The organism is Pseudomonas sp. Cab53, assembly GCF_018325965.1.
GTDB classification, from domain to species: domain Bacteria; phylum Pseudomonadota; class Gammaproteobacteria; order Pseudomonadales; family Pseudomonadaceae; genus Aquipseudomonas; species Aquipseudomonas chlororaphis_E.
This window is the reverse complement of record NZ_AP021902.1, coordinates 2,272,402-2,296,321: the sequence shown is the minus strand read 5'-3', so window position 1 is coordinate 2,296,321 and position 23,920 is coordinate 2,272,402. Positions and strand designations below refer to the sequence as shown.

Below are 23,920 nucleotides of genomic sequence, written 5' to 3'. Positions count from 1 at the left end.
CTTGTCAGGGCCCGTTGCAGGTGAGATACAAGCACCAGCAGCGGTTGAATCCGCCCCCATCAAGCACCTTTTCCAGCGGTGACTCGCCATGTCCAATGCGCAACGCCCCACCTATTCCTACCGTTCCATGACGGCCGCCGATGTCCCTTCGGCGCACGCATTGTCGGTGCAGTTGAAATGGCCTCATCGGCTGGAAGACTGGGCCATGTTGCAGCGTGTCGCCCACGGGTTCGTCGTGGAAGACCAAGGCCGCGTGATCGGTTCGGCCTTCACCTGCCCTCAGGGCGGCCATGCCACCATCGGCCTGGTGATTGTCAGCGACGAGTACCAGGGCCAGGGAATCGGGCGCAAGTTGATGGAACTGGCCATCGAGGCCTGCGGCGCGCGGACGGCCATCCTCAATGCCACGCTGGCCGGCGCGCCGTTGTATGCCAGCCAGGGTTTCGTCGACTTCGGGCATGTCCAGCAGCATCAAGGGCAGGCGCGGGTGCCGGCCCTGCAAGCATTGGCCGCCGGTGAGCATTGCCGGGCGTTGACCAGCACCGACAACGCCCGCCTGATCCAACTGGCCAACGCCGGCAGCGGGCTGGATCGGGAAGCCCTGCTGACGGACCTGTTCGAGGTCGTCGAGCATTCGGTGGGCATCGAACGCGACGGCCAGTTGTGCGCCTTCGCCCTGTTGCGCCCCTTTGGCCGTGGCCGCTGCATTGGCCCGGTGGTGGCGCAAACCGCCGAGCAGGCCCGGCACTTGATCACTCAATTGTTGGCCCGGGTGCCGGACGCCTTCGTGCGCATCGACATTCCCGTCCACACGGGCCTGGCGCCCTGGCTGGAAGACGCCGGGCTCAAGCAGGTCGACAGCGTCGCCCAGATGGCCCGGGGCACGCCGCCACAGCCCAGCGGCGGCGTGCAGCAGTTCGCGCTGGCGACCCAGGCCGTCGGCTGAGCATTTACCGTTCCGAACAACATTCCAAGAGAGTCATCGCCATGCTCGAACCCACCGCCATGCTGCTGGCCCACGCCGACGGCCGCCTCCCCTCGACCCCGTTCACCGAAGGCACCCTGGGGCCCAACGATCCGTTCGACAGGCTCATTGCCTACCATGGCGCGGATGGCATGGCGGCCGGGGTGGTCCGGGCGAGCGGACGATTGACCGTCGAGGATTACCCGTTCAGTGAAACGATCGTGGTGCACGCCGGCGACGTCACCCTGCGTAGCCCGGCGCTAACGCTGCAGCTCAAACCAGGGGACAGCGCGGTGATCGGCCGCGGTACGTCACTGGAGGTCGAGGCACACCCTCAGTCGCTCTGGGCCTTCTGCGCCGATGCGCAGGCGATCGATACGCGGATGCCCGGGCTCACGGCACTGCCCGCCCACACCCTGCTCTCGCCTTCGGCGGCGCCCGATGCGCAGATCCTGCTCAGTGCCGCGCCGCAATGTCGCTCGCACAATCTGTTCGTCGAGGAGGCCACCGACCTGCGCGTCGGCCTCTGGGATTCGACGCCCTACACCCGCGGCTCACGACCGCACAAGCTGCATGAACTGATGCACCTTCTAGAAGGCAGCGTCACCCTCCAAGTCGCCGATGGCCGCGAACTGCTGGTCGGCACGGGCGATACAGTGTTCGTGCCGCTGAATGCGCCGTGTGCCTGGAAGAGCCTGGTCTATGTGCGCAAGGTGTATGTCGTCAGGTAGGACAGGTTGAATCCCCCCCCCGCCCCACCCACAGGGTTTACCTGCGCAGTCCCATAAAAAAGCCCGCAGTGCGCGCGGGCAAAGGTGCTGCGAGTGGATGGCGTTCAATCGGCCCGGAGCGCCTCGGTAATTGCCCTGCCGACGTCCTGGGTCGAGCCCTGGCCGCCCAGGTCGGGGGTGATCGGGCCTTCGGCGATCACCTGCTCGATGGCCTTGAGAATGCCGTCGTGGGCGGCGCGGTAACGTTCATCGCCGTTGCCGAGGAAGTCGAGCATCAATGCCCCGGACCAGATCATCGCGATCGGGTTGGCGATGTTCTGCCCATAGATGTCCGGCGCCGAACCATGCACCGGCTCGAACAGTGACGGAAAGCGCCGCTGCGGATCGAGGTTGGCCGAGGGCGCGATGCCGATGGTGCCGGCACAGGCCGGACCAAGGTCAGAGAGGATGTCGCCGAACAGGTTGGACGCCACCACCACGTCGAACCGATCCGGTTGCAGGACGAAACGCGCGCACAGGATATCGATGTGTTGCTTGTCCCATTGCACCTGCGGGTACTGCTCGGCCATCAGCGCCGTGCGCTCATCCCAGTAGGGCATGCTGATGGAGATGCCGTTGGACTTGGTCGCCGCCGTCAGGCGCTTGCGCGGCCGGGCCTGGGCCAGGTCGAAGGCGAACTTGAGGATGCGATCGACACCGCGCCGGGTGAACACCGACTCCTGGAGTACGAACTCGTGCTCGGTGCCTTCGAACATCTTGCCGCCGACGGAAGAATATTCGCCCTCGGTGTTCTCGCGGATCACCACGAAGTCGATGTCCCCCGCTTCGCGTCCGGCCAGGGGGCACGGCACGCCGGGGAACAGGCGCACCGGGCGGATGTTCACGTACTGGTCGAAGTCGCGGCGGAACTTGAGCAGCGAGCCCCACAGCGACACATGGTCCGGGACCTTGTCCGGCCAGCCCACGGCGCCGAAGTAGATCGCGTCGAAGCCCTTGAGGCGCTCGAACCAGTCGGCGGGCATCATCTGCCCGTGCTCCAGGTAGTAGTCGCAGTGGGCCCAGTCGAGCACTTCGATGCTCAGCGCCAACTGCCATGTTTTTGCGGCCTGCTCCAGTACCCGCAATCCTTGCGGCAGGACTTCCTTGCCAATGCCATCGCCGGCAATGGCGGCGATTCGAAAGGGTCTATTCATCTATCGTGGCTCCACGGTGTTGGTTCGAACGGTGACCGGCTCACAGCCCACCGATGTGGAAGGCTTTGACTTCCAGGTATTCATCCAGGCCGTACTTGCTGCCTTCGCGTCCCAGGCCGGATTGCTTGACCCCGCCGAACGGCGCGACCTCCATGGAAATGATCCCGGTATTGAGGCCGACCATGCCGAACTCCAGCGCTTCCCCGACCCGCCATGAGCGGCGCAGGTCCTGGGTGAAGTAGTACGCCCCCAGGCCATAGGGGGTGGCATTGGCCAGGGCCAGGGCTTCTTGCTCGGTGCTAAAGCGCATCAGCGGCGCCACCGGGCCGAAGGTTTCTTCGCTGGCCAACAACATGCCGGCGTGGGCCTCCCCCAGCACCGTCGGCTGGACAAACTGGCTGTCGCCGTCAGGCACGCCCCCACACAGCAGCCGAGCGCCCTGGCTCAGGGCATCGTCGATATGTCGGGCCACCTTGTCGACCGCGGCCGGATTGATCAGCGGGCCGATCGTCACGTCAGCCTCCAGGCCACTGCCAACCTTGAGCTTGCCCACCTCTTCCACCAGGCGCGCGGCGAAACGCTCGTAGATGCCGTCCTGCACCAGGATGCGGTTGGCGCACACGCAGGTCTGGCCGGCATTGCGAAACTTGCTGAGCATGATGCCGGCCACGGCTTGCTCCAGATCGGCGTCGTCGAACACGATGAACGGGGCATTGCCGCCCAGTTCCAGGCTCAGGCGCTTGATGTGCTCGGCGCTCTGGCGCATCAGCAAACGGCCGACGGCGGTTGAGCCGGTGAAGGAAATCTTGCGCACGACCGGGTTGCTGGTCAGCGCTTCGCCGATGGCCGTCGGCAGGCCGGTGACGACGTTGAACACCCCGGCCGGAATCCCCACCCGCTCGGCCAGCAGCGCCAGCGCCAGCGCCGACAACGGGGTCAGGTCCGACGGCTTGACGATCACCGGGCAGCCCGCCGCCAGGGCCGGCGCACATTTGCGGGTGATCATCGCGTTGGGGAAGTTCCACGGTGTGATGGCCGCGCAGACGCCCACCGGCTGCTTGAGCGTGAGCAGGCGCCGGTCGCCGCTGGGCGTCGGGATGGTCTCGCCGTACACCCGGCGGGCTTCCTCGGCAAACCATTTGACGAAACTGGCGCCGTAGCGAATTTCGCCTTTGGCTTCGTTCAGCGGCTTGCCCTGTTCACAGGTCATGATCAGCGCCAGGTCGTCGAGGTTGTCGATCATGGCCTGGTACCAGCGCTCCAGCAGCACCGCGCGCTCGGCAGCCGGGCGCGCACGCCAGGCTGGCCAGGCACGCTCGGCGGCCTCGATGGCGCGGTGGGTTTCGCCGCCCTGCATCGCCGGCACCCGCGCGAGGCACTGGCCGCTGGACGGGTCCAGCACGTCGAGGGTGGCCGCGTCATCAGCGGCGGCCCATTGACCATCGATGTAGGCGAGTTCTACCAGCAGGCTGGGGTCTTTCAGGCGATTCTTGAGCATGGTCGTGTCCTGTTCCGAGGTCATTCCAGTCTAGGGAGATGCCACGGGGCAGGATGCTGAAAGGGTATTTTGGCGCAGTGTTGGATGCTGAAAATCGCGACGGGACGGCAGGCTCTACCGACCGCCGGAATCAACCTGATCCTGATGATTCCCCTTGTTGGAGAATCCCGAGTGGGGGCAAGCTCGCACAGTTGTTTTTGGGGTGGCTGCGATAATTGCGGCAAGCAGAAACCCCGTGGGAACGGGCTTGCTCGCGAAGGCGTCAGGTCAGCTACCTAGGCAGCGGCAGACACACCATTTTCGCGAGCAAGCTCCCACAGGAGTCTAGCGCTTGAGCGATCCCAGCAGCCCATCCAGAAATCGCTCGCCCGCTTCCATCTGGCTGATCTCGATGAACTCATCGGGCTTGTGCGCCTGTTCGATCGAGCCCGGGCCGCAGACCACCACCGGCACGTCCAGGCGTTGCTTGAACAGGCCGCCCTCGGTGCCGAAGGAGACCTTGGCGGTGCCGGTGTCCGGGGCGGCGAAGGCCTTGAGGAAACGCACCGCCTCGACGCTCGGGTGAGTGTCCAGGCCCGGGTAGACGTTCACGGTTTCGATCTCGATGGCCGCCACGCTGGACAACTGCCTGGCCTCCCTGACGATCAATTCGGCGTGTTCGCGCAACTGCTCCAGGAACCCGTCGAGGTCATCGGCCGGCAGGTTGCGCACCTCGAAATCCAGGGTGCACAGGTTCGGCACGATGTTCAGCGCCTTGCCACCGACAATCTGTCCCACATGCACGGTGCTGTAGGGCACGTCGTAATCCGCATCCTGCGCTCCGTGCGCCTGCAACCGCTGCTGGCTCTGGCGCAAGGCGGCGATGAAGTCGCAGGCCAGGTGGATCGCATTCACCGAGCGCGGCGCCAGCGACGAATGCGCCTCCAGGCCACGGCAGTAGGTGCGGTAGGAACCCTTGCCCTTATGGCCGAGCACGAACTGCATGTTGGTCGGCTCGCCGATCACACACAGGAACGGTCGCACCGGCGCCAGGTGCAGCACATCGAGCAAGCGTCGCACCCCCACGCAACCGATTTCCTCGTCGTGGGACAACGCCAGCTGCAACGGCCGGCTCAACGGATGCTCGGCTGCATCGAGCATGGCGTCGATGGCCAGGGCGATGAAGCCCTTCATGTCGCAGCTGCCACGGCCGTAGATCCGGCCGTCCCGCAGCGTCGCCTGGAACGCCGGGACCGTCCAGGCCTGCCCGGCCGCCGGCACCACGTCGGTGTGCCCGGACAACAGGATCCCCGGCAACTCCCGTGGCCCGGTGCTGGCGAACAGGTTGGCTTTCTTGCCGCTTTCATCCTCGACGATCAGTGAATCGATGCCCTTGCTCAGCAACAGGTCGCGCACATATTCGATCAAGGCGAGGTTCGACTGCGAGGAGACCGTTTCAAAGGCCAGCAGGCGTTCGAGGATGGCCAGTACCCGAGGTTTCATGAGGCCTTGCTCCGTTGCTCGGCGGATGAGGCGAACCGGCGAATGGAAAACGGCTCGATGGAAGTGCTGGTGCTGCCGGTGCTGATCAGTTCGGCCATGACGTCGCCGACGCCCGGGCCGAGCTGGAAGCCGTGGCCGCTGAAGCCGAAAGCATAGAACAGACCGTCGACATTGCCGCTGCGACCCATCACCGGCAAAGCATCCGACAGGTAGCCTTCGATACCGCTCCACACCCGGATGATGTTGAGGTTGTCGATGCCCGGCACCAGGCGCCGCATCTGCTCCAGTTGGTTGAGGATGCTGCGCGGCTCGACGTAGGCCCGGCGGTTGAGCATGTCCGGCTTGCTGCGATATCCCCCGCCAATGATGATGTTGCCCCGCGGGATCTGGCGGAAGTAGATCACCTCTTCGGGGATTTTGGTGTACACGCCGATCACCGTCGGCAAGGCATACGGCACCGGTTCGGTGACGGCCATCTGCGGGCCGTTGGTTTCCAGGGGAACCGGTTCGCCGAATTGCGCCGAGAGCTTCTCGCCCCAGGCACCGGCGGTGATCAGCAACTGCGCGGCGCTGAACTGGCGGCCATCGGTGGTGGTCACGCCAAACCCGTCGCCACTCTTGTGCACTTCGGCCACCTCGGTGCGCTCTTCGATCCGCGCCCCGAGCCGCCGGGCCGCCCGCGCAAACGCAGGTGCCGCCAGGCGGGGGTTGGCATGCCCGTCGTGCGGCGCATAGGAGCCGCCCTTGACATCCTTGCCCAGAAACGGGAAGCGCTCGTGCAGGTCGGCGCCCCGGTAGATCTGCAAATCCAGCTGCGCCGCCTCAGGCGCCGCCGCGTAGGCTTGGAGCTCGGCAATTTCATCCTCGCGATAACACACGCGCATGTGACCGCTGGCGATGAATTCCAGGTCATCGTCGATCAACTCCGGCAGGCGCTTCCACAAGGCCCACGAACGGTTCGCCAGTTCCAACTGCCCGAGAAAACGCCCCTGGCGTCGCACATTGCCGAAGTTCACACCGCTGGCGTACTGACCGACCTGGTCACGCTCCAGCAGGATCACCGACTGCCCCCGCTGCCGCAGGAAAAACGCCGTGGCCGAGCCCATCAGGCCGCCGCCGACAATCACCACATCGGCTCGTTGCACCGTCATGGGGTTACCTCCCGGGTCAGCATCGAAAGCGGTTTCACCGGTGCCTGGCCACGTTGGCGCCCCACCTCCTGCACCGGGATGCCAGCGGCGGCGGCGATCACTTCGGCCCCGGCCTGGGAACAGTAACGACCCTGGCAGCGGCCCATGCCGACCCGGCTGAACGCCTTGGCCCGGTTCACTTCGCAGGCGCCCTTCTCGCTGACGGTGCGGCGCAACTCGCCGGCGCTGATCATTTCGCAGCGACAGACGATGGCCTCGTCCGGCAAGGCCCCGGCTTGTTCGGCAGGCCAGGGGAATGCCTCGGCCAGGCCCAGGCGAAACGCATCCATGACCTTGAGCGCACGCTGCTGATCGGCCAGGTGTGTCGCCTCCACCGGCTGCTGCAGGTCAGTGAGCAGCGCCATGGCGACCAGGCGACCGGCATGTTCGGCGGCATCGGCACCGCGGACCTTCGCCCCATCGCCGGCCGCGTAGACGCCACTGACCGAGGTCCGGCCCTCAGCGTCCGTGTCCAGCCACCATTGACTGCTCGCCTCGTCAAAGCGCAGGCGACAGCCCGCCAGGTCGGCCAGTTGGGTCTCCGGCCGCAGGTGGTAACCCAGCGCCAGCGCGTCGCATGCCACGGTCAACGTCTCGCCATTCGCGCGGCGCACCCGCACGCCGCTGACGCCACGGCTGGCCTCGCCGAGCACGCCGAGGGGAGAAATGCCCAGGTGCACCGGGATCTTCGCCCGATACAGTTGCGCCAGCAGTTTCAGCCCGGTGAACAGTAATCCCGGGCGTGCCATGAGCTTGGGCAAAGCCTTGAGCCGATGGCCCAGGGGCGAGGTGTCCAGCACCGCGGCCACCGAGGCCCCGGCTTTCACATACTGGCTGGCGACCAGGTACAGCAACGGCCCGCTGCCCATGAACACCACGCGATGGCCGATGGAAACGGCCTGGGCCTTGAGCGCGATCTGCGCCCCGCCGAGGCTGTAGGTGCCGCCCAGTTGCCAGCCTTCGACCGGCATCAAGCGGTCGGTGGCACCGGTGCAAAGAATCAGGGCGTCGTACTCCACCGTCGAATGCACGCCCTGGCCGACGCAACACAGCTGGCCCGGCGTCAGGTTCCAGACCAGGGTGTCCGGGCGATAGTCGATCTGCGGGCGCAGGCGATCGAAGCTGTCGTGCAAGGCCCTGGCCTTGTCCGCCTCGGTGCCGTACAGCGTCGCGTAGCTGCGAGTGAAGCCTTCGGGCTGGCGGCGATAGATCTGCCCGCCGTCGCGACGATTTTCGTCGATCAGGATCGGCCTGAAGCCCGCCGCCACCAGGGTCTCGGCGCACCGCACGCCGGCCGGGCCCGCGCCGACGATGGCAATTCGATGAGTGTTCATCCGCGCAGTGGCCATATCGCCTCCGGTTGCCGGGTGATGATGTCCAATCCTTCGCGCACTTCATTGGAACAAGCGCGCAGGCGCTCGCCGCCGCGGGTCCAGACCCAGCAATCCTGGCAGGCGCCCATCAGGCAGAAGCCGGCGCGGCTGCCGGGGTCGAACTCCGACTGGCGCAGCGCCGGGCCATGGGTCAACAGCGCGACCATCAGCGTGTCGCCCTGCAACGCCTCGATGGGTTCGCCATCGACCTTCAATCGGACAACGGGCCGGCCCTGTTCGGCCAACCTCACAAAACGCGCGTTCATGCGTAGGCTCCCACGATCATGCTGTTTGAATCCTGTTGGGTCTTGAGCAGCTCGCCGCTGTCGTGATGACAGAGCACTTCGCTGCCGCCGTCGATGATTCGTCGCGGCGGCGCGGTGCGATTGCACACGCCATCGACCCGCACCGGGCAACGTTCGAGAAAGGTGCACAACCCCGGCACATCGGCCCTCGGCCCCAGGGCGGGCAGCGAGCCGCAAGTCGTGGCGCCGCAGCTTTCCAGCCAGCCCTGGCGCATTTCTGGCACCGAATGGATCAACAGGTCGGTGTAGGGATGGAACGGCGCCTGGGCGAAGGCTTGCCGCGCACCGGCCTGGACCTTGTAGCCGCTGTACATCACCACGATGTCGTCGCACAGCGCCCGCACCGTGGAGATGTCATGGCTGATGAACAGGTAGGAAACCCCCAGTTGCTGGCGCAGGTCGCGCAGCAGTTCGAGGATCGCCGCGCCGACCACGGTGTCGAGGGCCGAGGTCACTTCATCGCACAGGATCAGGTCCGGCTTCGCCGCCAGCGCCCGGGCCAGGTTGACGCGCTGTTTCTGCCCGCCGGAAAGCTCGCCGGGGCGGCGTTCGGCCAAGTCCCGCGGCAGGCGTACCAGGTCCAGCAGCTCACCGATACGCTCACGCAGGGCCGCGCCCTTGAGGCCGAAATACATCTTCAGCGGCCGACCCAGGATGGTGCTGATGCTGTGCATCGGATTGAGCGCGGTGTCGGCGTTCTGGAACACCATCTGGATCCGTCGGAACTGTTCATCGGTGCGCTCGGACAGGCTGCCACCCAAGGGTTGCCCGTCGAACGTCAGCCCGCCGACCGCCGGGGTCAGCAACCCCGCCACCACCCGCGCCAGGGTCGACTTGCCCGAACCCGACTCACCGATCACACCGATGGCCTGGCCCCGGCGCACCGTCAGGTCGATGTCCTCCAGGACGCGGATCGTCGGCATGCCGCGCGCATCCTTGTTGCCGTAGCCGGCGGTCAAGCCCTGGATGGTCAGCAGCGGCGTGTCTTGCGCCACGCCGCACGGCGGGCGCAGGGTCATGTCCGGTCGCGCCGCCGCCAACAGGCTGCGGGTGTAGGCGTGGGCCGGGCCCTTGAGCAACGGCGCGGTGGCGCTCTGCTCGAAGATCTGCCCGCCGTTGAGCACCACGATCTGGTCGGCCATCTGGGCCACGACGGCCAGGTCGTGGGACACGTAGACCGCCGTGGCGCCGCGCTCGCGCACCACGCGTTTGAAGGCACGCAACACATCGATCTGGGTGGTCACGTCCAGGGCAGTGGTCGGCTCGTCGAGCACCACCAGCAGCGGGTCGCTGATCAGCGCCATGGCCGCCATGACCCGCTGCAATTGTCCGCCGGACACTTGATGAGGATAGCGGCGGCCGATGCGTTCGGGGTTCGGCAACGCCAGGTCGCGAAACAACTCCATGGCCTTGGCTTCCAGCGTGGCCCGACTGCCCAGGCCATGGATCAGTGCCCCTTCCACCACTTGGTCGATCAACCTCTTGGCCGGGTTGAACGCCGCCGCGGCGCTTTGGGCGATGTACGAGACTCGGTTGCCACGCAAGCCCTGCAACTCGCTTTCGCTCAATGCGAGCATGTCGTGCTCGCCGATCTGCACCACCCCACCCGCCAGGCGACAGCCGCGCCGGGCGTAGCCGAGCAGCGCCAGGGCGATGGTGGTCTTGCCGGAGCCGGACTCGCCGATCAGGGCCAGCACCTCGCCTTTTTCCAGGGCGAAGCTCACGCCCTTGACGATCTCCACGTCACCGCGCTCGCCACTGGCGACCACCCGCAGGTTGTCGACTCGGATCAATTCACTCATATCAATGGCCTCCCGAACGTCGATTGCGCCGTGACGACAGGCGATCGATAAACAGATTGACGCCAATGGTCAGGGTGCCGATGGCCAACGCCGGGATCACGATGGCCGGTGCGCCCTGGTTGAGGCCACCGATGTTCTCGCGCACCAGCGATCCCAGGTCGGCGTCCGGCGGTTGCACGCCGAGGCCGAGGAAGCTCATGCCGCTGAGCAGCAGGACGATGAAGCCAAAGCGCAACCCCAGGTCAGCCAGCACCGGGTTGAGCATGTTCGGCAGAATTTCCACACAGGCGACGTACAGCCGCCGCTCGCCCCGGGTGCGGGCCACTTGCACGTACTCCAGCGCCTCGATATTCACCGCCATGCTGCGGGCGATGCGAAACGCGCCCGGCGTGTAGCTCAGCACCGCCGTGCACACCAGCAGCGTCACCGACGAACCGAAGGCCGAGACCATGATCAGCGCCAGCATCTTGCTCGGGATCGAAATGAAGGCGTCCATCAGCCGACTGATCAGTTCATCCAGCCACTTGGGCGAGACCACTGACAGCAGCGCGCAACTGGTGCCGAGCCCACTGGCCAGGACCGCCGCCACCAGCGCCAGGCCCACCGTGAGGCGCGCGCCCACGAGAATGCGGCTGAGCATGTCGCGCCCCAGGTAATCGGTGCCCAGCGGGTAGGCCGCGCTGAAACTGTCGAAGATATTGTCGGAGACCACTTCGCCCACCGGGTGCGGTGCCAGCCAGGGGCCGAAGATCGCCACCAGCAGCCAGACCGCGCACATCACGGCGCCGATCAGCCCCAGCCAGGACGAACCGTGAGCGTCCTTGCCCAATGCCAGTGCGACCGCCGCCGTCGGGGATTTCACAATGGGATTGTTCATTGGTTTCTCAGCCTCGGATTGGAAAGGATCGCGCACAGATCGGCAATCAGCACCAACATCAGGTACGCCGTGCAGAACAGCATGGTGCAGGCCTGGACCAGCGCCATGTCACGGTTGGTCACGGCATCGACCATCAGGCTGGCGATGCCGGGGTAGTTGAAAATCGTCTCGACGATCACCACCCCGCCCAGCAGGTAGGAGAGGCTCAAGGCGATGGCGTTGGCGATCGGTCCAATCGCGTTGGGCAAGGCATGCCGCAGCACCACCCGCACCGCACTCACGCCCTTGAGGCGGGCCATTTCCACGTAGGGGCTGTCCAGTTGATCGATCACCGCTGCCCGGGTCATGCGCGCCATCTGCGCAACGATCACGCAGCACAGCGTCATCACCGGCAAGGCGTAGGTGCGCATGAACTGCCACGGCGAGGTGATTTCACTGGCGTAGGACAGTGCCGAAAGCCAACCCAGGTTCACCGCGAAAATCAGCACCGCCAGGGTCGCGACCAGGAACTCCGGCACCGCCACCATCATCAGGGTGAAGAAGCTCATGAAACCGTCGACGCGGCCACCACGCCACATCGCCGAGCCAATGCCCAGGATCAATGCCACGGGCACCGAGACCAGCGCCGTGGTGGCCGCCAGCATCAGCGTGTTGGGCACCCTGCCTGCCATCAGCTCGGTGACCGGCACGGCATTGGAGACCGACACGCCGAGGTCGCCACTGAGCAGGCTCGTCAACCAGTGCAGGTAGCGCAGCACGCCCGGCTGATCGAGGCCCATCTTCACCCGCAGCGCCGCGACCTGCTCCGGCGTGGCGAACTGTCCAAGGGCCTGTTGCGCCGCATCTCCCGGCAACACCGCCGTGATGGCGAACACCACCATCGAGACGATCAACAGCGTCACGATCGCGGCGCCTGCGCGCCGGCCGATCAGCCACAGTGTGCTGCTATTCATCACCCTGCCCTCCTGCCCGGTCACCCGGCCGATACCCGACGCTCATCAGGCGTCCAGCCAGACTTGCTCGGCGAACATGTAGCCCATGAAACCGCCCAGCGGGTTGGTGCCATAGCCCTTGACGCGCTGGTCGACGCCGTCGATGTTGCTGATGAACACCGGAATGCCGATGCCGCTGTGGTCGTGCACCAGGGTCTGCATGTCGGCGTACATCTTGCCGCGCTTGGCCTCGTCGGTTTCCCCCCGGGCCTGCACCAACAGTTGGTCGAACTGCGGGTTCTTCCAACCGGACTCGTTCCACGGCGCCGAGGACTGGAAGAACTGCGAAAACAGCATGTCGGCGTTGGGACGCGGGTTGATGTTGCCGAAACTCAGCGGGTGCTTGGCCCAGTGGTTGGACCAGTAGCCATCGCTCGGCAGGCGGTTGACGTTGAGCTTGAGCCCGGCTTCCTTGGCCGATTGCTGCAACAGCACGGCCACGTCCACCGAACCGGTGGCGGCCGGCGAGCACATCAACGGCATGCTGATGCTTTCCATGCCGGCCTTCTTGAGCAGGAACCTGGCCTTCTCCGGGTCGTAGACCCGCTGAGGCAGGTCGGCGTTGTAGAACCGTGCGCCGGGGGCGATGGGGTGGTCGTTGCCGACCCGGGCGAAGCCACGGAAGATCGCCGACTTGACCTGCTCGCGGTCCAGCAGCAGTTTCAGCGCCTCGGTGAACTCGGCGCTCTGGCCGGGCATCTGGTCCTGGCGAATGATCAGGTCGGTGTAGTTGCCCGACGGGGAATCCACCACACGATGGCCGCTGCTGTCCTTGATCCGCGTGGTCGAACGCGGGTTGACCTCGTTGATGATCTGCACGTCGCCCGACAGCAGCGCGTTGACCCGCGACGGCTCGTCGCCGATGCCGATGAATTCGATCTCGTCCAGGTACGGCAGGCCGGGTTTCCAGTAGCCGGTGTTGCGTACACCGATCGAACGCACCCCAGGCTTGAATTCCTTGACCTTGTACGGCCCGGTCCCGATGCCCTGGTTGAAGTCGCTGGTGCCCTCCGGGACGATCAGCAGGTGAGAAACGGCGAGGATCGACGGCAGTTCGGCATTCGGGCCGCTCAGGCGGATCTGCACCTCGTGGGTGCCGGTGGCCTTGACCTCGGCGAACTGCTCCGCCAGCGACATGACCTTGGAACCGGTGATCGGGTCTTTGTGGCGCATCAGCGAATACACCACATCGGCAGCGGTCAGCCCCTTGCCGTTGTGGAACGTCACTTCCTTGCGCAGGGTGACGACCCAGAGCGTGGCGTCGGTGGTGTCGATGCGTTCGGCCAGCTCCAGTTGCGGCACCATGTGGCTGTCGAAACGGGTCAGGCCGTTGTAGAACATGTAGTGACGTACGTAGTCGGTGGACGACGAGCCTTTGGCCGGGTCCAGGGTATCGGCGGTCGAGCTGGAGATGCCCGCGACGCGGATACGCCCGCCGGGCTTGCCTTTGCCGGGGTTGGCCTGTTCATCGGCGAACAACTTGCCAGCGGCGCCGAACAGGCTGCCGGCCCCCGCTGCCGCGACACCCGCCAGCCCCAGCATCTGCAAGGCGTGGCGACGCGACATGCCGCGGTTGAGCCCTTCGAAAACACGCAGACTTTCTGTGCCGGTAATCAACTGGCTGTCGATGCTGTTCTTATTGTCAGTCATGTCAGTTCTACCTTTCCAAGTGATAAGGGCTCGGTTGCGCACGGTTGACGCAACGTGAATGGAACGCCAAGCAACTTCATGAAACTCAGTGCAGGTAGTCCTGCAGCCGGTAGTACGCCCCCACCAACGGCAGGAACCAAGGCTTGCCGAAGTGGCCGGGGATGGCCGGCCAATCGAGTTCACGCCAAGGATTGGCCTCGGCCTTGCCGGCCATGACCTCGGCCATGACCTGGCCCATGTGCACCGACATCTGCACGCCATGGCCGCTGTAGCCCATGGAGTGGAACACCCCGCCATGCTGCCCGGCCCGGGGCAGGCGATCGGACGTCATGTCCACCAGGCCGCCCCAGCAATAATCGATCCGGGTGTTCGCCAGTTGCGGGAACATCCGCACCATCGCCGCTTGCAGCACCTTGCCGCTCTTGGCATCGGACACGCTGTCGGACATGGCAAACCGCGCGCGGCCGCCAAACAGCAGGCGATTGTCCGGCGTCAACCGGAAGTAATTGCCGATCATCCGGCTGGTGACATAGGAGCGCCGGGCCGGCAGCAGGCTGTCGATCAATGCGTCAGGCAACACCTCAGTAGCCACCACGAAGCTGCCCACCGGGACAATGCGCCGCCGATACCAACCCAAGCCGCCCTGCTGGCTGGCGCCGGTCGCCAACAAGACCTGCGAGGCGTGCAACGTGCCCTTGCTGGTGTTGACCCGATAGCCGCCGGCGCTGGCCTTCCAGTCCTTGACCGTGACGCCCTGGAAGATCAGCGCGCCGTGACGCGCCGCCGCCTCGGCCAGGCCGATCCCGAAGCGCCCGACGTGCATCTGCACGCCGTTGCGCTGCAACAGGCCGCCGTGGAACTGGCTGGAGTTGACCTCCGCCCGGGCCTCTTGCGCAGACAGCAATTGGACCTGGGCATCGACCTCCTTGCGAATCAGCTCGCAAGTGCGCGCCAACCCTTCGTAGTGCATCGGCTTGGCGGCCAGTTTGAGCTTGCCGTTGCGCTTGAGGTCGCAGGCAATCCCCTCCTGCTCCACCAGTGAAACGACGCTTTGCACCGCGCTTTCGTAGGCCTGGTAATAGGCACGCGCCTTATCGGCGCCAAGGCTGGCGGTGAGTGCGGCGTAGTCCTGGGCCACGCCGGTGCTGCAATGGCCGCCGTTGCGCCCCGACGCTTCGCCGATCACTCTGCCGGCCTCCAGCACTACCACGCTGGCGCCCTTCAAGGCCAAGGCGCGGGCCGCCGCCAGGCCGGTGAAGCCACCACCCACGATGGCGACGTCGACCTGCCCCGGCAACCCGCCGAGCTGGGCACCGGTGAACGCCGGTGCGGTATCGAGCCAATAGGACTCACTGCCCATGTCTAACCCCTTTGACCTTGAAGAATGCGTGCGCCTCAGAGCCCGACCAGGCCGGGCAAGCCACCGATATCGGCGATCTGGTGGTAGCCGTAGATGGCGTTGCCTGGTTGTTCATGGCCACGGGCGACGAAGGCTTTGTTCCTGATCTTCATGTCGTGGGCGGGCATCAGGTCGTAGCGGAAACTGGACGAGACGTGCAGCACGTCCTCCGGCCCGCAGCCTAAGTTGTCGAGCATGAATTCGAAGGCCGCCAGGCGCGGCTTGTAGGCCTGGGCCTGCTGGGCGGTGAAGACTTTATGAAAAGGCGCGCCGAGCTTGTCGACGTTGGACATGATCTGCTCGTCCATCGCGTTGGAGAAAATCACCAGGGGGATCTTGTCGGCGATCTTCGACAGGCCCGCCGGTACGTCGGCGTGCGGGCCCCAGGTGGGAACGGCATCGTAATAGAGCTGGCCTTCGCCCCGGTACTCGACGCCCCAACGCTTGCAGACCCGCATCAGGGCGGTCTTGATGATTTCATCATAGGGCCGCCAGTCACCCATCACCTGGTCCAGACGATAGGCGGCGAAGTCCGTGACGAACTGGTCCATCTGCCCGGCGCTGACACGGTCGGCAAACAGCTCGCGGGTCATGGTGCCCATCTGGAAATTGGTCAACGTGCCGTAGCAGTCGAAGGTGATGTACTTGGGTCGAAGAAAGCTCATGAGTGCGGGTCCTGATGATGGTTGAGGGCCTGACGTGGCAAACATTGCTGCGGGTCGTGAGGCGTCGCGGCATCGCTGCATCACGTTTTCATTACAACACCATGAGACCGTGGAAAAACGGTTAAAAATACTGGCCGCTTGGTACAAACCACCGTTTTGCGGGGCTCCCTCAGCAGACTTTGCGGGATGCTCCAGGCGTGGGCGCTGCACCCGTGTTTCTGAGGCTTTGCGGGCAGTTATGGTGCGCAAACCGGCGCTGCAAAGGGTGCTTTACGGCAGAATCTACGCCTGGAATAGGCAGTGCTGCCGGCTGTGTGGAATGGACGATCGCTTTCGCGAGCAAGCTCGCGCCCACAGGAGGTATCGGGTGTTGCTGCACTGGATGCACCCCACCAAACCACTGCGGGAGCGAGCTTGCTCGCGAAGGCGGCAGGCCTGTAGAACTCAGGCCTTCAATTCAGCCTCGAAGAAGCTCACCAAGGCCTGTACCCGTGCGCTGCGGAGCTTGCGCGAGGGCACCAGCAGGTTGATCGGGGCGCTGTCGAATTGCCAATCAGCGAGCACCCGCACCAGGCGGCCTTCGGCGATGGCTTTGCTGACGTCCCATTGCGAGCGCAGCACCAAGCCCAGCCCCTGCTCGGCCCAACGCCGGGCCACGCTGCCGTCGTTGCTCAATAGCGCGGGCTTGATGCGCAACGTCTTGCGCCCCTGCCCGTTGCGCAGATGCCACAGCGTGACGTCTTCATCGTTTTCCCGAATACAGATGCAGCGGTGTTCAGCCAGTTGCTCAGGTAACGCAGGCGTACCGTACTGCTCCAGATAGGCCGGACTTGCGCAGAGCCATCGATCATTCTGGGTCAGGGGCCGGGCCACCCACTGGCTGTCACTGAGGGCGCCGACGTGTATCACCGCGTCGCTGTCATGGCGATCAGGCCAGGGCGTTTCGCGCAAATCCAGGTGCAGGCACAGGTGCGGATGCAGCCGGGCGAAACGGGCCAGCAGCGGCGCGATGCGTTGTCGACCATAGCCGAACGGCGCCGCCAGCCTGAGGGTGCCGGCCAGCTGATCGTCCTGTTGCTTGAACGACTCGGGCAGCGCCTCCAACTGCTCCAGCAACAGCGCGCTCTGGCGCGAGAACCGCTCGCCGTCGGCGGTCAGGCTCAGGCGCCGGGCGTCGCGGTTGGCCAAGGTCAGGCCGAGCAGCGTTTCCAGCTTGCGCAAACGCATGGATAGCGCCGGAGGCGAGACATTGAGGGCCCTGGCGGCGGCACTCAACGAATCGGAACGCGCCAGCGTCACGGCCATGCGCAGGTCTTCGATGGCAATCATTCAATTCAACTTAATGATAGATGACGAAGCATTGAACCATAACTTCACGATGGCTGCGTAGAGTCGCCCTGTCTCCCCTCACCGAGTCCTGCCCATGCCTGCCTCCCTTGCCTCTCTCGACACCCCCGTTGCGCTCATCGATGTGCCGCGAATGCAGCGCAATATCCAACGCATGCAGCAACGCATGGACGCATTGGGCGTTCGCCTGCGCCCGCACATCAAGACCAGCAAATGCCTGCCCGTGGTCCAGGCACAGATCCAGGCCGGCGCCAGCGGGATCACCGTCTCCACCTTGAAGGAGGCGCAACACTGTTTCGCCAACGGCATCCAGGACATCTTCTATGCGGTCGCCATGGCTCCTGGCAAATTGCCCCAGGCCCTGGCCCTCAGGCGCAAGGGCTGCCAGCTGAGCCTCCTGGTCGACAGTCTGGCCGCCGCCCAGGCCGTCGTCGATTTCGGCGGGCACCACGACGAACGTTTCGCCGTCTGGATCGAGATCGATTGCGACGGCCATCGATCCGGCCTGCGGGTCGAGGACCCGTCGCTCGTCGACATCGCGCGGACACTCAGCGACGGCGGCATGCACCTGTGCGGCGTGATGACCCACGCCGGATCCAGCTACGAACTCGACACGCCCCAGGCGCTGCAAGCCTTGGCCGAACAGGAGCGGCACGCCTGTGTCAGCGCCGCCCAGCGCATCCGCGAAGCCGGCCTGGCCTGCCCGCAGGTCAGCATCGGCTCGACACCCACGGCCTTGTCGGCGCAGCACCTGGAAGGCGTCACCGAAGTTCGCGCCGGGGTGTATGTGTTCTTCGACCTGGTGATGCACAACGTCGGTGTTTGCGCCGCCGACGAGTTGGCCCTGAGCGTACTGACCACCGTGATCGGTCATCAGAAAGACAAAGGCTGGATCATCACCGATGCCGGCTGGATGGCCATGAGTCGCGACCGGGGGACGCAGCGCCAACGGCGCGACTTTGGCTACGGCCAGGTGTGCAACGAGGCCGGCGACTGGATCGACGGCGCGCGGCTCACCGGCGCCAATCAGGAGCACGGCATCATCACCCTGGAACAGCCCGCAAACGTGGACATCACGACACGGTTTCCCGTCGGCAGCCGCCTGCGCATCCTGCCCAACCACGCGTGCGCCACGGGCGCGCAGTTTGCTCAGTACAGCGCCTGTGAGGCCAGCGGCGAAATCCAGACCTGGAGTCGCCTGCATGGCTGGTGAAATCGACTTGATTCATACCCCCCAGCCTGCCGCGCCGGGTAGGCATTACCCCCAGGCCGTGGTCCCGGTGCCGGCCCTGCATCTCGGTTACCTCATCGAAATCGAAGCGCTGGCCGGTGTCCCCGAGGGCACCTATTCACCCTCGCCCCATGGGCCCATCGAGCACACATCATGAAGCCACAAAAAAGCGATGTACTGATTATCGGCGGCGGCATCATGGGCTCGGCGTCGGCGTTTTTCCTGCGCCAGCGCGGGCGTTCGGTGACGTTGCTGGAACGCGACCTGATCGGCCAGTACGCCAGTGGGGTGAACTTCGGCAACGTGCGGCGCCAGGGACGATTCCTTGGCCAACTGGAGCTGTCCAACCGCTCCTACGGGTTATGGAAACGGCTACCCGAACTGATCGGCGACGACCTGGAATTCATTCCCAGCGGCCACATGCGCGTGTGTTATCGCGAAGACGAGATCGCCGAGCTGCAGGCCTACGCCGACGCCCCCGAGGCTCGGGCGCTGGACTTGCAGATCATCACCGGCAAGGCCTTGCACGAGCGCTTTCCCTTCCTCGGCCCCGAGGTCAAGGGCGGCTCCTACGCCCCCCACGACGGTCACGCCAATCCGCGCCTGGCGGCCCCGGCCTTTGCCCGCGCGGCAACCCGGGCCGGGGCCCACGTCCGCGAACGCACGGAAGTGGCCGACGTGCAAAAGGTCAACGGCGAATTCCACGTGACCACCACCGACGGCCAGCAGTTCATCGGCGAGCAGTTGCTGATCACGGCGGGCGCCTGGGGGGCCAGGCTGTCCGAACAGTTCGACGAAGCCGTGCCCCTGGAGCCCAACGGGCCACAGATGTCGGTCACTGAACCGGTGCCCTATGCGTTGCCGACAGTGATTGGAGTGTTCACCAAGATCAAGGAAGAAGTGATCTACTTCCGGCAGATCCCCCGGGGCAATCTCATCATCGGCGGTGGCAACCGCTGCAAGCCGGACATGATCAACCGTCGCGCCTACTTCCGGCCGGAAAGCCTGCTCAACCAGATGCACCAGATGAGTCGCCTGCTGCCGGGGGTCGGCCACCTCAACATCATCCGCGTGTGGAGCGGCATCGAGAGCTATACCCCCGACTCGCTGCCGATCATGGGCCCCAGCGGCAGGGTGCCGGGGCTGTTCTATGCCTTCGGGTTCTGCGGGCATGGTTTCCAGCTCGGCCCAGGCGTCGGCGATGTCATGGCCGAGTTGATCAGCACCGGCAGCACCGGCACCTTGATCAGCCCGTTCGACATCCGCCGCTTCACCGACCCGATGGCCCTCGCCACGCCGCTCTCGGCCAGCATCGCGAGCACCGGCAAGCTTGTCTGAACCGCCCAAGCCATCGGCTGACGACCCGAGGTTTTTTGCGCCATGAAACCTGCGTCGCTACGTTTTGCCCAGTCTGCCCGGCAGATACAGCAGATTATCCTTTGCCAGGCTCAACAACGGCACAAGCCATCGCAACGGCTTTGATAGTTTATTGATGAGAAACGGCATCGCGATCTGCTGCCGGCCATCGCATTACGCCCCATGGGAGCCCGTTGGATGACCACCCGATCTTCGAATAGCCCGCTGAAGCATGGGCAGTTTTACATCAACGGCGACTGGTCGTTTGCGGCCCACCCGGCCACGCTACCGGTGGTCAACCCGGCCACCGAAGCGGTAATCGCCGAAGTCGCCCGCGGTTCCAGCGAGGACGTCGACCGGGCAGTCGCCGCCGCCCGTGGGGCCTTTGCGGGGTGGGCCGCGACCCCGGTGGCCACGCGCGCATCGATCCTGGGCAGACTCCATGAGCTGATCCTTGAACACAAGGAGGCATTGGCCCAGACGCTCTCGCTGGAAATGGGCGCCGCCATCGGTTTCGCCCGGGCCATGCAGGTGCCGCTGGCGGCCGAACATGTCCGGGTGGCCCGTGACCTGCTCGCCACCTATGCGTTTCGCAAGGTCGAGAACGGCACCGCCATCGACCGCGAGCCCATTGGCGTCTGCGGCCTCATCACGCCGTGGAACTGGCCGCTGTACCAGATCACCGCCAAGGTCGCCCCGGCGATTGCCGCCGGCTGCACGGTGGTCCTCAAACCCAGCGAACTGTCGCCGTTGAGCGCCCTGCTCTTCGCCCAACTGGTGCATGACGCCGGCCTCCCTCCAGGCGTTTTCAACCTGGTGAACGGCAGCGGTGCCGACGTTGGCGCGGCCATGGCGGCGCATCCGGATATCGACATGATCTCCATCACCGGCTCGAACCGCGCCGGCGCGCTGGTGGCCCAGGCCGCCGCGCCCACGGTCAAGCGCGTCACCCAGGAACTGGGCGGCAAATCACCGAACCTGCTGATGCCGGACGCGGACGTGGCCAAGGCCGTGCCGCCAGGCGTGATGTCGGCATTTCGCAACGTCGGCCAGTCCTGCAGCGCACCGACCCGGATGATCGTACCGCGCAGTCGCCTGGCGGAGGTCGAAGCCCTCGCGGCCGCGACCGCCAACGCGATCATCGTTGGCGATCCGCAATCGGAAGCCACCGTCCTCGGCCCCATCGCCAACGAAGCGCAGTTCAACCGCGTGCAAGGCATGATCGCCCTCGGCCTGGAGGAAGGCGCAAAATTGCTGTGCGGCGGGCCAGGCCGCGTGCCCGGCTTTGACAAAGGTTTCTATGCCCGGCCGACGGTATTCTCCCAGGTGGACAGTGCCATGCGCATCGCCCAGGAAGAGATCTTCGGCCCGGTGCTGTGCATCATCCCCTACGACACGCTGGACGAAGCCGTCGCCATCGCCAACGACACCGTCTACGGCCTCGGGGCCCATGTCCAGGGCCAGGACCTCGACCAGGTGCGCAGCGTGGCGTCGCGCATCCGCGCAGGCCAGGTGCTGTTGAACTACCCGGCCTGGAATCCGATGGCGCCGTTCGGTGGCTACAAGCGCTCGGGCAATGGCCGCGAGTATGGCGTCCATGGGTTCGAGGAGTATCTGGAGACCAAGGCGATTGTCGGCTTCGGTTGATCGCCTACGGCTCTGACCGCCCAGGGCCCTTACGGTCGCCTGCGTACGGTTTCATGTGCACGAACGCCGGCAACCAGGCCTCGCGCCGCCGGGTCCAGCACTCGTAGGTCGGCATCAACTGATCAGGGGCATCCAGGGCGCCCAGGTTCACCTCGATTTCATCCCCGCTGCGGGCGAACACCGACGAGCCGCAGCGCGGACAGAAAAAACGCCCGGCGTAATCGCGCGTCTCGCCTTCGATCCTAACCGCCGTCTCAGGGAATATGGCCGCCGCGAAGAACAATGCCCCATGGTGCTTGCGGCAGTCGAGGCAGTGGCAAAGCCCCACTCGATAAGGGCGGCCCGAGGCTTCGATACGCACGTTGCCACACAGGCATCCGCCGGTGAATCGGTCCATGGTGTGGTTCCTCTTGGCCAGGGTATCGATACACCTTCGACCCCTCTTGCATCTGGTTTGCTTCAGCCGTTGCCCACCATCGGTACCGCCATCAGCAAGATCGCGGTACCGTGCGTCGCGGTCGATGCCACGACCCCGTGGCGCATGCGCACCCACCCACAAGCCAACCCCTCCACCAACGTGAAAAGAAGAATTGGCCAGCCAAGCGACGTCACGCTCAAGGCGAGGAACCCATGGCACGCCGCAAACGCCACACCACTGATCAGCGCCGCTCGCAGGGCGCTGACGTGCTGTTCGAGATGGCCCTGAAGGAAACCGCGAAACAGCACTTCTTCCAGCATATTGGCACCATAGGCCAGCACCACCATGCCCGGCAACCATGCCCAATAGCCTGGCAGCATTGCCGCATCAGTCGCTTGACAAAGCCGCAGCGGCAAGCCGATCAAGCCTCCCACGCCGACGCCCAGGGCAACGCCCGCCAATCGACTCCCCTTGGACAACACCACCAGTTGCCACAGGTCGGGCAACAAGCGAGCACCCAGTGCGATCAGCCCCAGCGACGACAGCCCCAGTGTGGCCAGCACGAACGGGTTGGCGAGAAAGCTGATCTGCAAGTCACCCTTGAGCGACCACAGGCGCAGCGGTGTCATCACGTCGCGCATCAGCACGAACGCCATCAGCAGAATCAAAATACGCGTTCCTGTCAGGGCCTTGGGCGTCAAGCCGAACCACAGCCCGAAGAGCACCAGGCCGGGTATCAGGTACAACGCGTAGTCCAGCAGTATCACGATTGCCTGGGCGATCATCCGTCTTCCTTGCTTGGAAATGCATGCAGCGGTCAGTAGTCACGGATCATGACGATTGATAACGGGCGCATGCAACGCCATCAACTCCGCGACCCATTCGATGAACACCCGCAACTTGGCGCTGAGGTGGCGGTTCGGCGGATAGGCCAGGTAGAGCGGCATGGGCTCTATGCGCCAGTCTTCGAAAAGCGGCACAAGCTGGCCTTGCGCTTCGTATGGCCTGGACATGTACCGAGGCAGCCACAGCACCCCCAGCCCCGCGAGGCCCGCCGCCAGGTAGGCGTTGCCATCGTCGACGGCCAGCGCGTAGCGGCCCTTGACCTGCAAGCGCTCGCCCCGGCGATGCATCGCATACGGCATGGGTTTGCGCGTGCGCGCCCAGAGGAAACCAACGACACGGTGCTGGGAATCTTCCAACGCCTGCGGATGATCCGGCGCGCCGTGACGCGCCAGGTAACCCGGCGCGGCGAAAATGCCCAGGGCCAGATCGCCGATGCGCCGGGCAACCAGTGACTGATCCACCAGCTCGCCGCCGCGCACCACGCAATCGACGTTTTCATCGAGCATGTCGACAATCCGGTCACTGACACCCAGGTCGATCTGGATGTCCGGGTACCGCGCATAAAACGCAGGCAAGGCCGGCACCAGGATCATGGCAGCGAGCGGACTCGGCACGTCCACCCGCAGCCGTCCACGGGGCAAGGTCTGCGCACCGGCGAGGCTGGTCTCGGCATCGTCCATGTCCGCCAGCAGCCGGATCACCCGTTCGTAATAGGCCGCGCCGTCAGCGGTGACGTTGACCTTGCGCGTGGTGCGATTGAGCAACCTGACCCGCAAGCGCGCCTCCAGTTGCTGGACCAGTTGCGTCACGGTGGTCTTGCTCATGTGCAGGGTTTCGGCAGCCTTGGTGAAGCTGCCCGCCTCCACCACCCGCACGAACGCCTGCATCGCATCGAAACGATCCATATCTGCCTCGGCACTTGTCGGATTGTTTGGGTTTTACAAATAGTGATCG

General features: G+C 65.1%; 22 protein-coding genes. 6 read left to right on the top strand and 16 right to left on the bottom strand.

Going from position 1 to position 23,920, the window contains the following annotated elements; translation table 11 throughout:
- Window positions 1-88: 88 nt before the first annotated feature.
- Window positions 89-946 carry a GNAT family N-acetyltransferase gene (locus tag KI241_RS10090; protein WP_212803639.1) on the top strand — a complete coding sequence of 286 codons (858 nt, stop codon included), beginning with the start codon at window positions 89-91 and terminating at the stop codon, window positions 944-946.
- A gap of 41 nt (window positions 947-987) precedes the next feature.
- Window positions 988-1,695, top strand: a complete 708-nt coding sequence (locus KI241_RS10085; protein ID WP_212803638.1) for a cupin domain-containing protein — start codon at window positions 988-990, stop codon at window positions 1,693-1,695.
- A 104-nt stretch (window positions 1,696-1,799) separates the two neighbouring features.
- Here KI241_RS10085 and KI241_RS10080 read toward each other — a convergent pair whose 3' ends face one another.
- The 13 genes from KI241_RS10080 to KI241_RS10020 form a co-directional block, all read right to left on the bottom strand.
- Complete coding sequence (locus KI241_RS10080; RefSeq protein ID WP_212803637.1) at window positions 1,800-2,888, bottom strand: tartrate dehydrogenase; 1,089 nt, start codon at window positions 2,886-2,888, stop codon at window positions 1,800-1,802.
- A 40-nt stretch (window positions 2,889-2,928) separates the two neighbouring features.
- A complete protein-coding gene (locus tag KI241_RS10075; RefSeq protein WP_123578794.1) occupies window positions 2,929-4,386 on the bottom strand; it encodes an NAD-dependent succinate-semialdehyde dehydrogenase in 1,458 nt (485 codons plus the stop codon).
- Between the two features lie 324 nt (window positions 4,387-4,710).
- Window positions 4,711-5,868, bottom strand: a complete 1,158-nt coding sequence (argE, locus tag KI241_RS10070) for an acetylornithine deacetylase (RefSeq protein ID WP_042732804.1) — start codon at window positions 5,866-5,868, stop codon at window positions 4,711-4,713.
- Entirely contained in the window at window positions 5,865-7,019 is a 1,155-nt protein-coding gene (locus KI241_RS10065; protein WP_123578792.1) for an FAD-binding oxidoreductase, read from the bottom strand. The genes argE and KI241_RS10065 overlap by 4 nt, the downstream gene beginning before the upstream one ends.
- A complete protein-coding gene (locus tag KI241_RS10060) occupies window positions 7,016-8,407 on the bottom strand; it encodes an NAD(P)/FAD-dependent oxidoreductase (protein WP_212803636.1) in 1,392 nt (463 codons plus the stop codon). Before KI241_RS10060 ends, KI241_RS10065 begins: the two co-directional genes overlap by 4 nt.
- A complete protein-coding gene (locus KI241_RS10055; RefSeq protein WP_042729084.1) occupies window positions 8,389-8,697 on the bottom strand; it encodes a (2Fe-2S)-binding protein in 309 nt (102 codons plus the stop codon). The genes KI241_RS10060 and KI241_RS10055 overlap by 19 nt, the downstream gene beginning before the upstream one ends.
- A complete protein-coding gene (locus KI241_RS10050) occupies window positions 8,694-10,538 on the bottom strand; it encodes an ABC transporter ATP-binding protein (protein ID WP_212803635.1) in 1,845 nt (614 codons plus the stop codon). Before KI241_RS10050 ends, KI241_RS10055 begins: the two co-directional genes overlap by 4 nt.
- A 1-nt stretch (window position 10,539) precedes the next feature.
- Window positions 10,540-11,415 (bottom strand): ABC transporter permease, encoded by an 876-nt coding sequence (locus KI241_RS10045; RefSeq protein ID WP_042729086.1) that lies wholly within the window; start codon window positions 11,413-11,415, stop codon window positions 10,540-10,542.
- Entirely contained in the window at window positions 11,412-12,368 is a 957-nt protein-coding gene (locus tag KI241_RS10040) for an ABC transporter permease (RefSeq protein ID WP_042729087.1), read from the bottom strand. Before KI241_RS10040 ends, KI241_RS10045 begins: the two co-directional genes overlap by 4 nt.
- A gap of 45 nt (window positions 12,369-12,413) precedes the next feature.
- Complete coding sequence (locus KI241_RS10035; protein WP_123578790.1) at window positions 12,414-14,057, bottom strand: ABC transporter substrate-binding protein; 1,644 nt, start codon at window positions 14,055-14,057, stop codon at window positions 12,414-12,416.
- A gap of 85 nt (window positions 14,058-14,142) precedes the next feature.
- Window positions 14,143-15,417, bottom strand: coding sequence for an FAD-binding oxidoreductase (locus KI241_RS10030; protein ID WP_042729089.1), 1,275 nt, complete (start codon window positions 15,415-15,417; stop codon window positions 14,143-14,145).
- A 35-nt stretch (window positions 15,418-15,452) separates the two neighbouring features.
- Window positions 15,453-16,121 (bottom strand): haloacid dehalogenase type II, encoded by a 669-nt coding sequence (locus tag KI241_RS10025; protein WP_212803634.1) that lies wholly within the window; start codon window positions 16,119-16,121, stop codon window positions 15,453-15,455.
- 444 nt (window positions 16,122-16,565) lie between these two features.
- A complete protein-coding gene (locus tag KI241_RS10020; protein ID WP_042729091.1) occupies window positions 16,566-17,450 on the bottom strand; it encodes a LysR family transcriptional regulator in 885 nt (294 codons plus the stop codon).
- Window positions 17,451-17,544: 94 nt separating this feature from the next.
- Between KI241_RS10020 and KI241_RS10015 the strand changes: the two genes are divergently transcribed.
- The 4 genes from KI241_RS10015 (at window position 17,545) to KI241_RS10000 (ending at window position 21,702) form a co-directional block, all read left to right on the top strand.
- Window positions 17,545-18,681: a DSD1 family PLP-dependent enzyme gene (locus tag KI241_RS10015; RefSeq protein ID WP_212803633.1), complete on the top strand. Its 1,137-nt coding sequence runs from the start codon at window positions 17,545-17,547 to the stop codon at window positions 18,679-18,681.
- A complete protein-coding gene (locus KI241_RS10010) occupies window positions 18,671-18,856 on the top strand; it encodes a hypothetical protein (RefSeq protein WP_042729093.1) in 186 nt (61 codons plus the stop codon). Before KI241_RS10015 ends, KI241_RS10010 begins: the two co-directional genes overlap by 11 nt.
- Window positions 18,853-20,037, top strand: coding sequence for an FAD-binding oxidoreductase (locus KI241_RS10005; protein WP_042729094.1), 1,185 nt, complete (start codon window positions 18,853-18,855; stop codon window positions 20,035-20,037). The genes KI241_RS10010 and KI241_RS10005 overlap by 4 nt, the downstream gene beginning before the upstream one ends.
- Window positions 20,038-20,253: 216 nt before the next feature.
- Window positions 20,254-21,702 (top strand): aldehyde dehydrogenase family protein, encoded by a 1,449-nt coding sequence (locus tag KI241_RS10000; protein WP_042729095.1) that lies wholly within the window; start codon window positions 20,254-20,256, stop codon window positions 21,700-21,702.
- A 4-nt stretch (window positions 21,703-21,706) separates the two neighbouring features.
- On the opposite strand, the gene KI241_RS09995 is transcribed toward KI241_RS10000, so the two are convergent.
- The 3 genes from KI241_RS09995 to KI241_RS09985 all read right to left on the bottom strand — a co-directional run bounded on the left by KI241_RS09995 (window position 21,707) and on the right by KI241_RS09985 (window position 23,871).
- Complete coding sequence (locus tag KI241_RS09995; RefSeq protein ID WP_212803632.1) at window positions 21,707-22,099, bottom strand: GFA family protein; 393 nt, start codon at window positions 22,097-22,099, stop codon at window positions 21,707-21,709.
- A 62-nt stretch (window positions 22,100-22,161) separates the two neighbouring features.
- Entirely contained in the window at window positions 22,162-22,905 is a 744-nt protein-coding gene (locus KI241_RS09990; RefSeq protein ID WP_212803631.1) for a CPBP family intramembrane glutamic endopeptidase, read from the bottom strand.
- Between the two features lie 39 nt (window positions 22,906-22,944).
- Entirely contained in the window at window positions 22,945-23,871 is a 927-nt protein-coding gene (locus tag KI241_RS09985; protein WP_212803630.1) for a LysR family transcriptional regulator, read from the bottom strand.
- Window positions 23,872-23,920 lie beyond the last annotated feature (49 nt).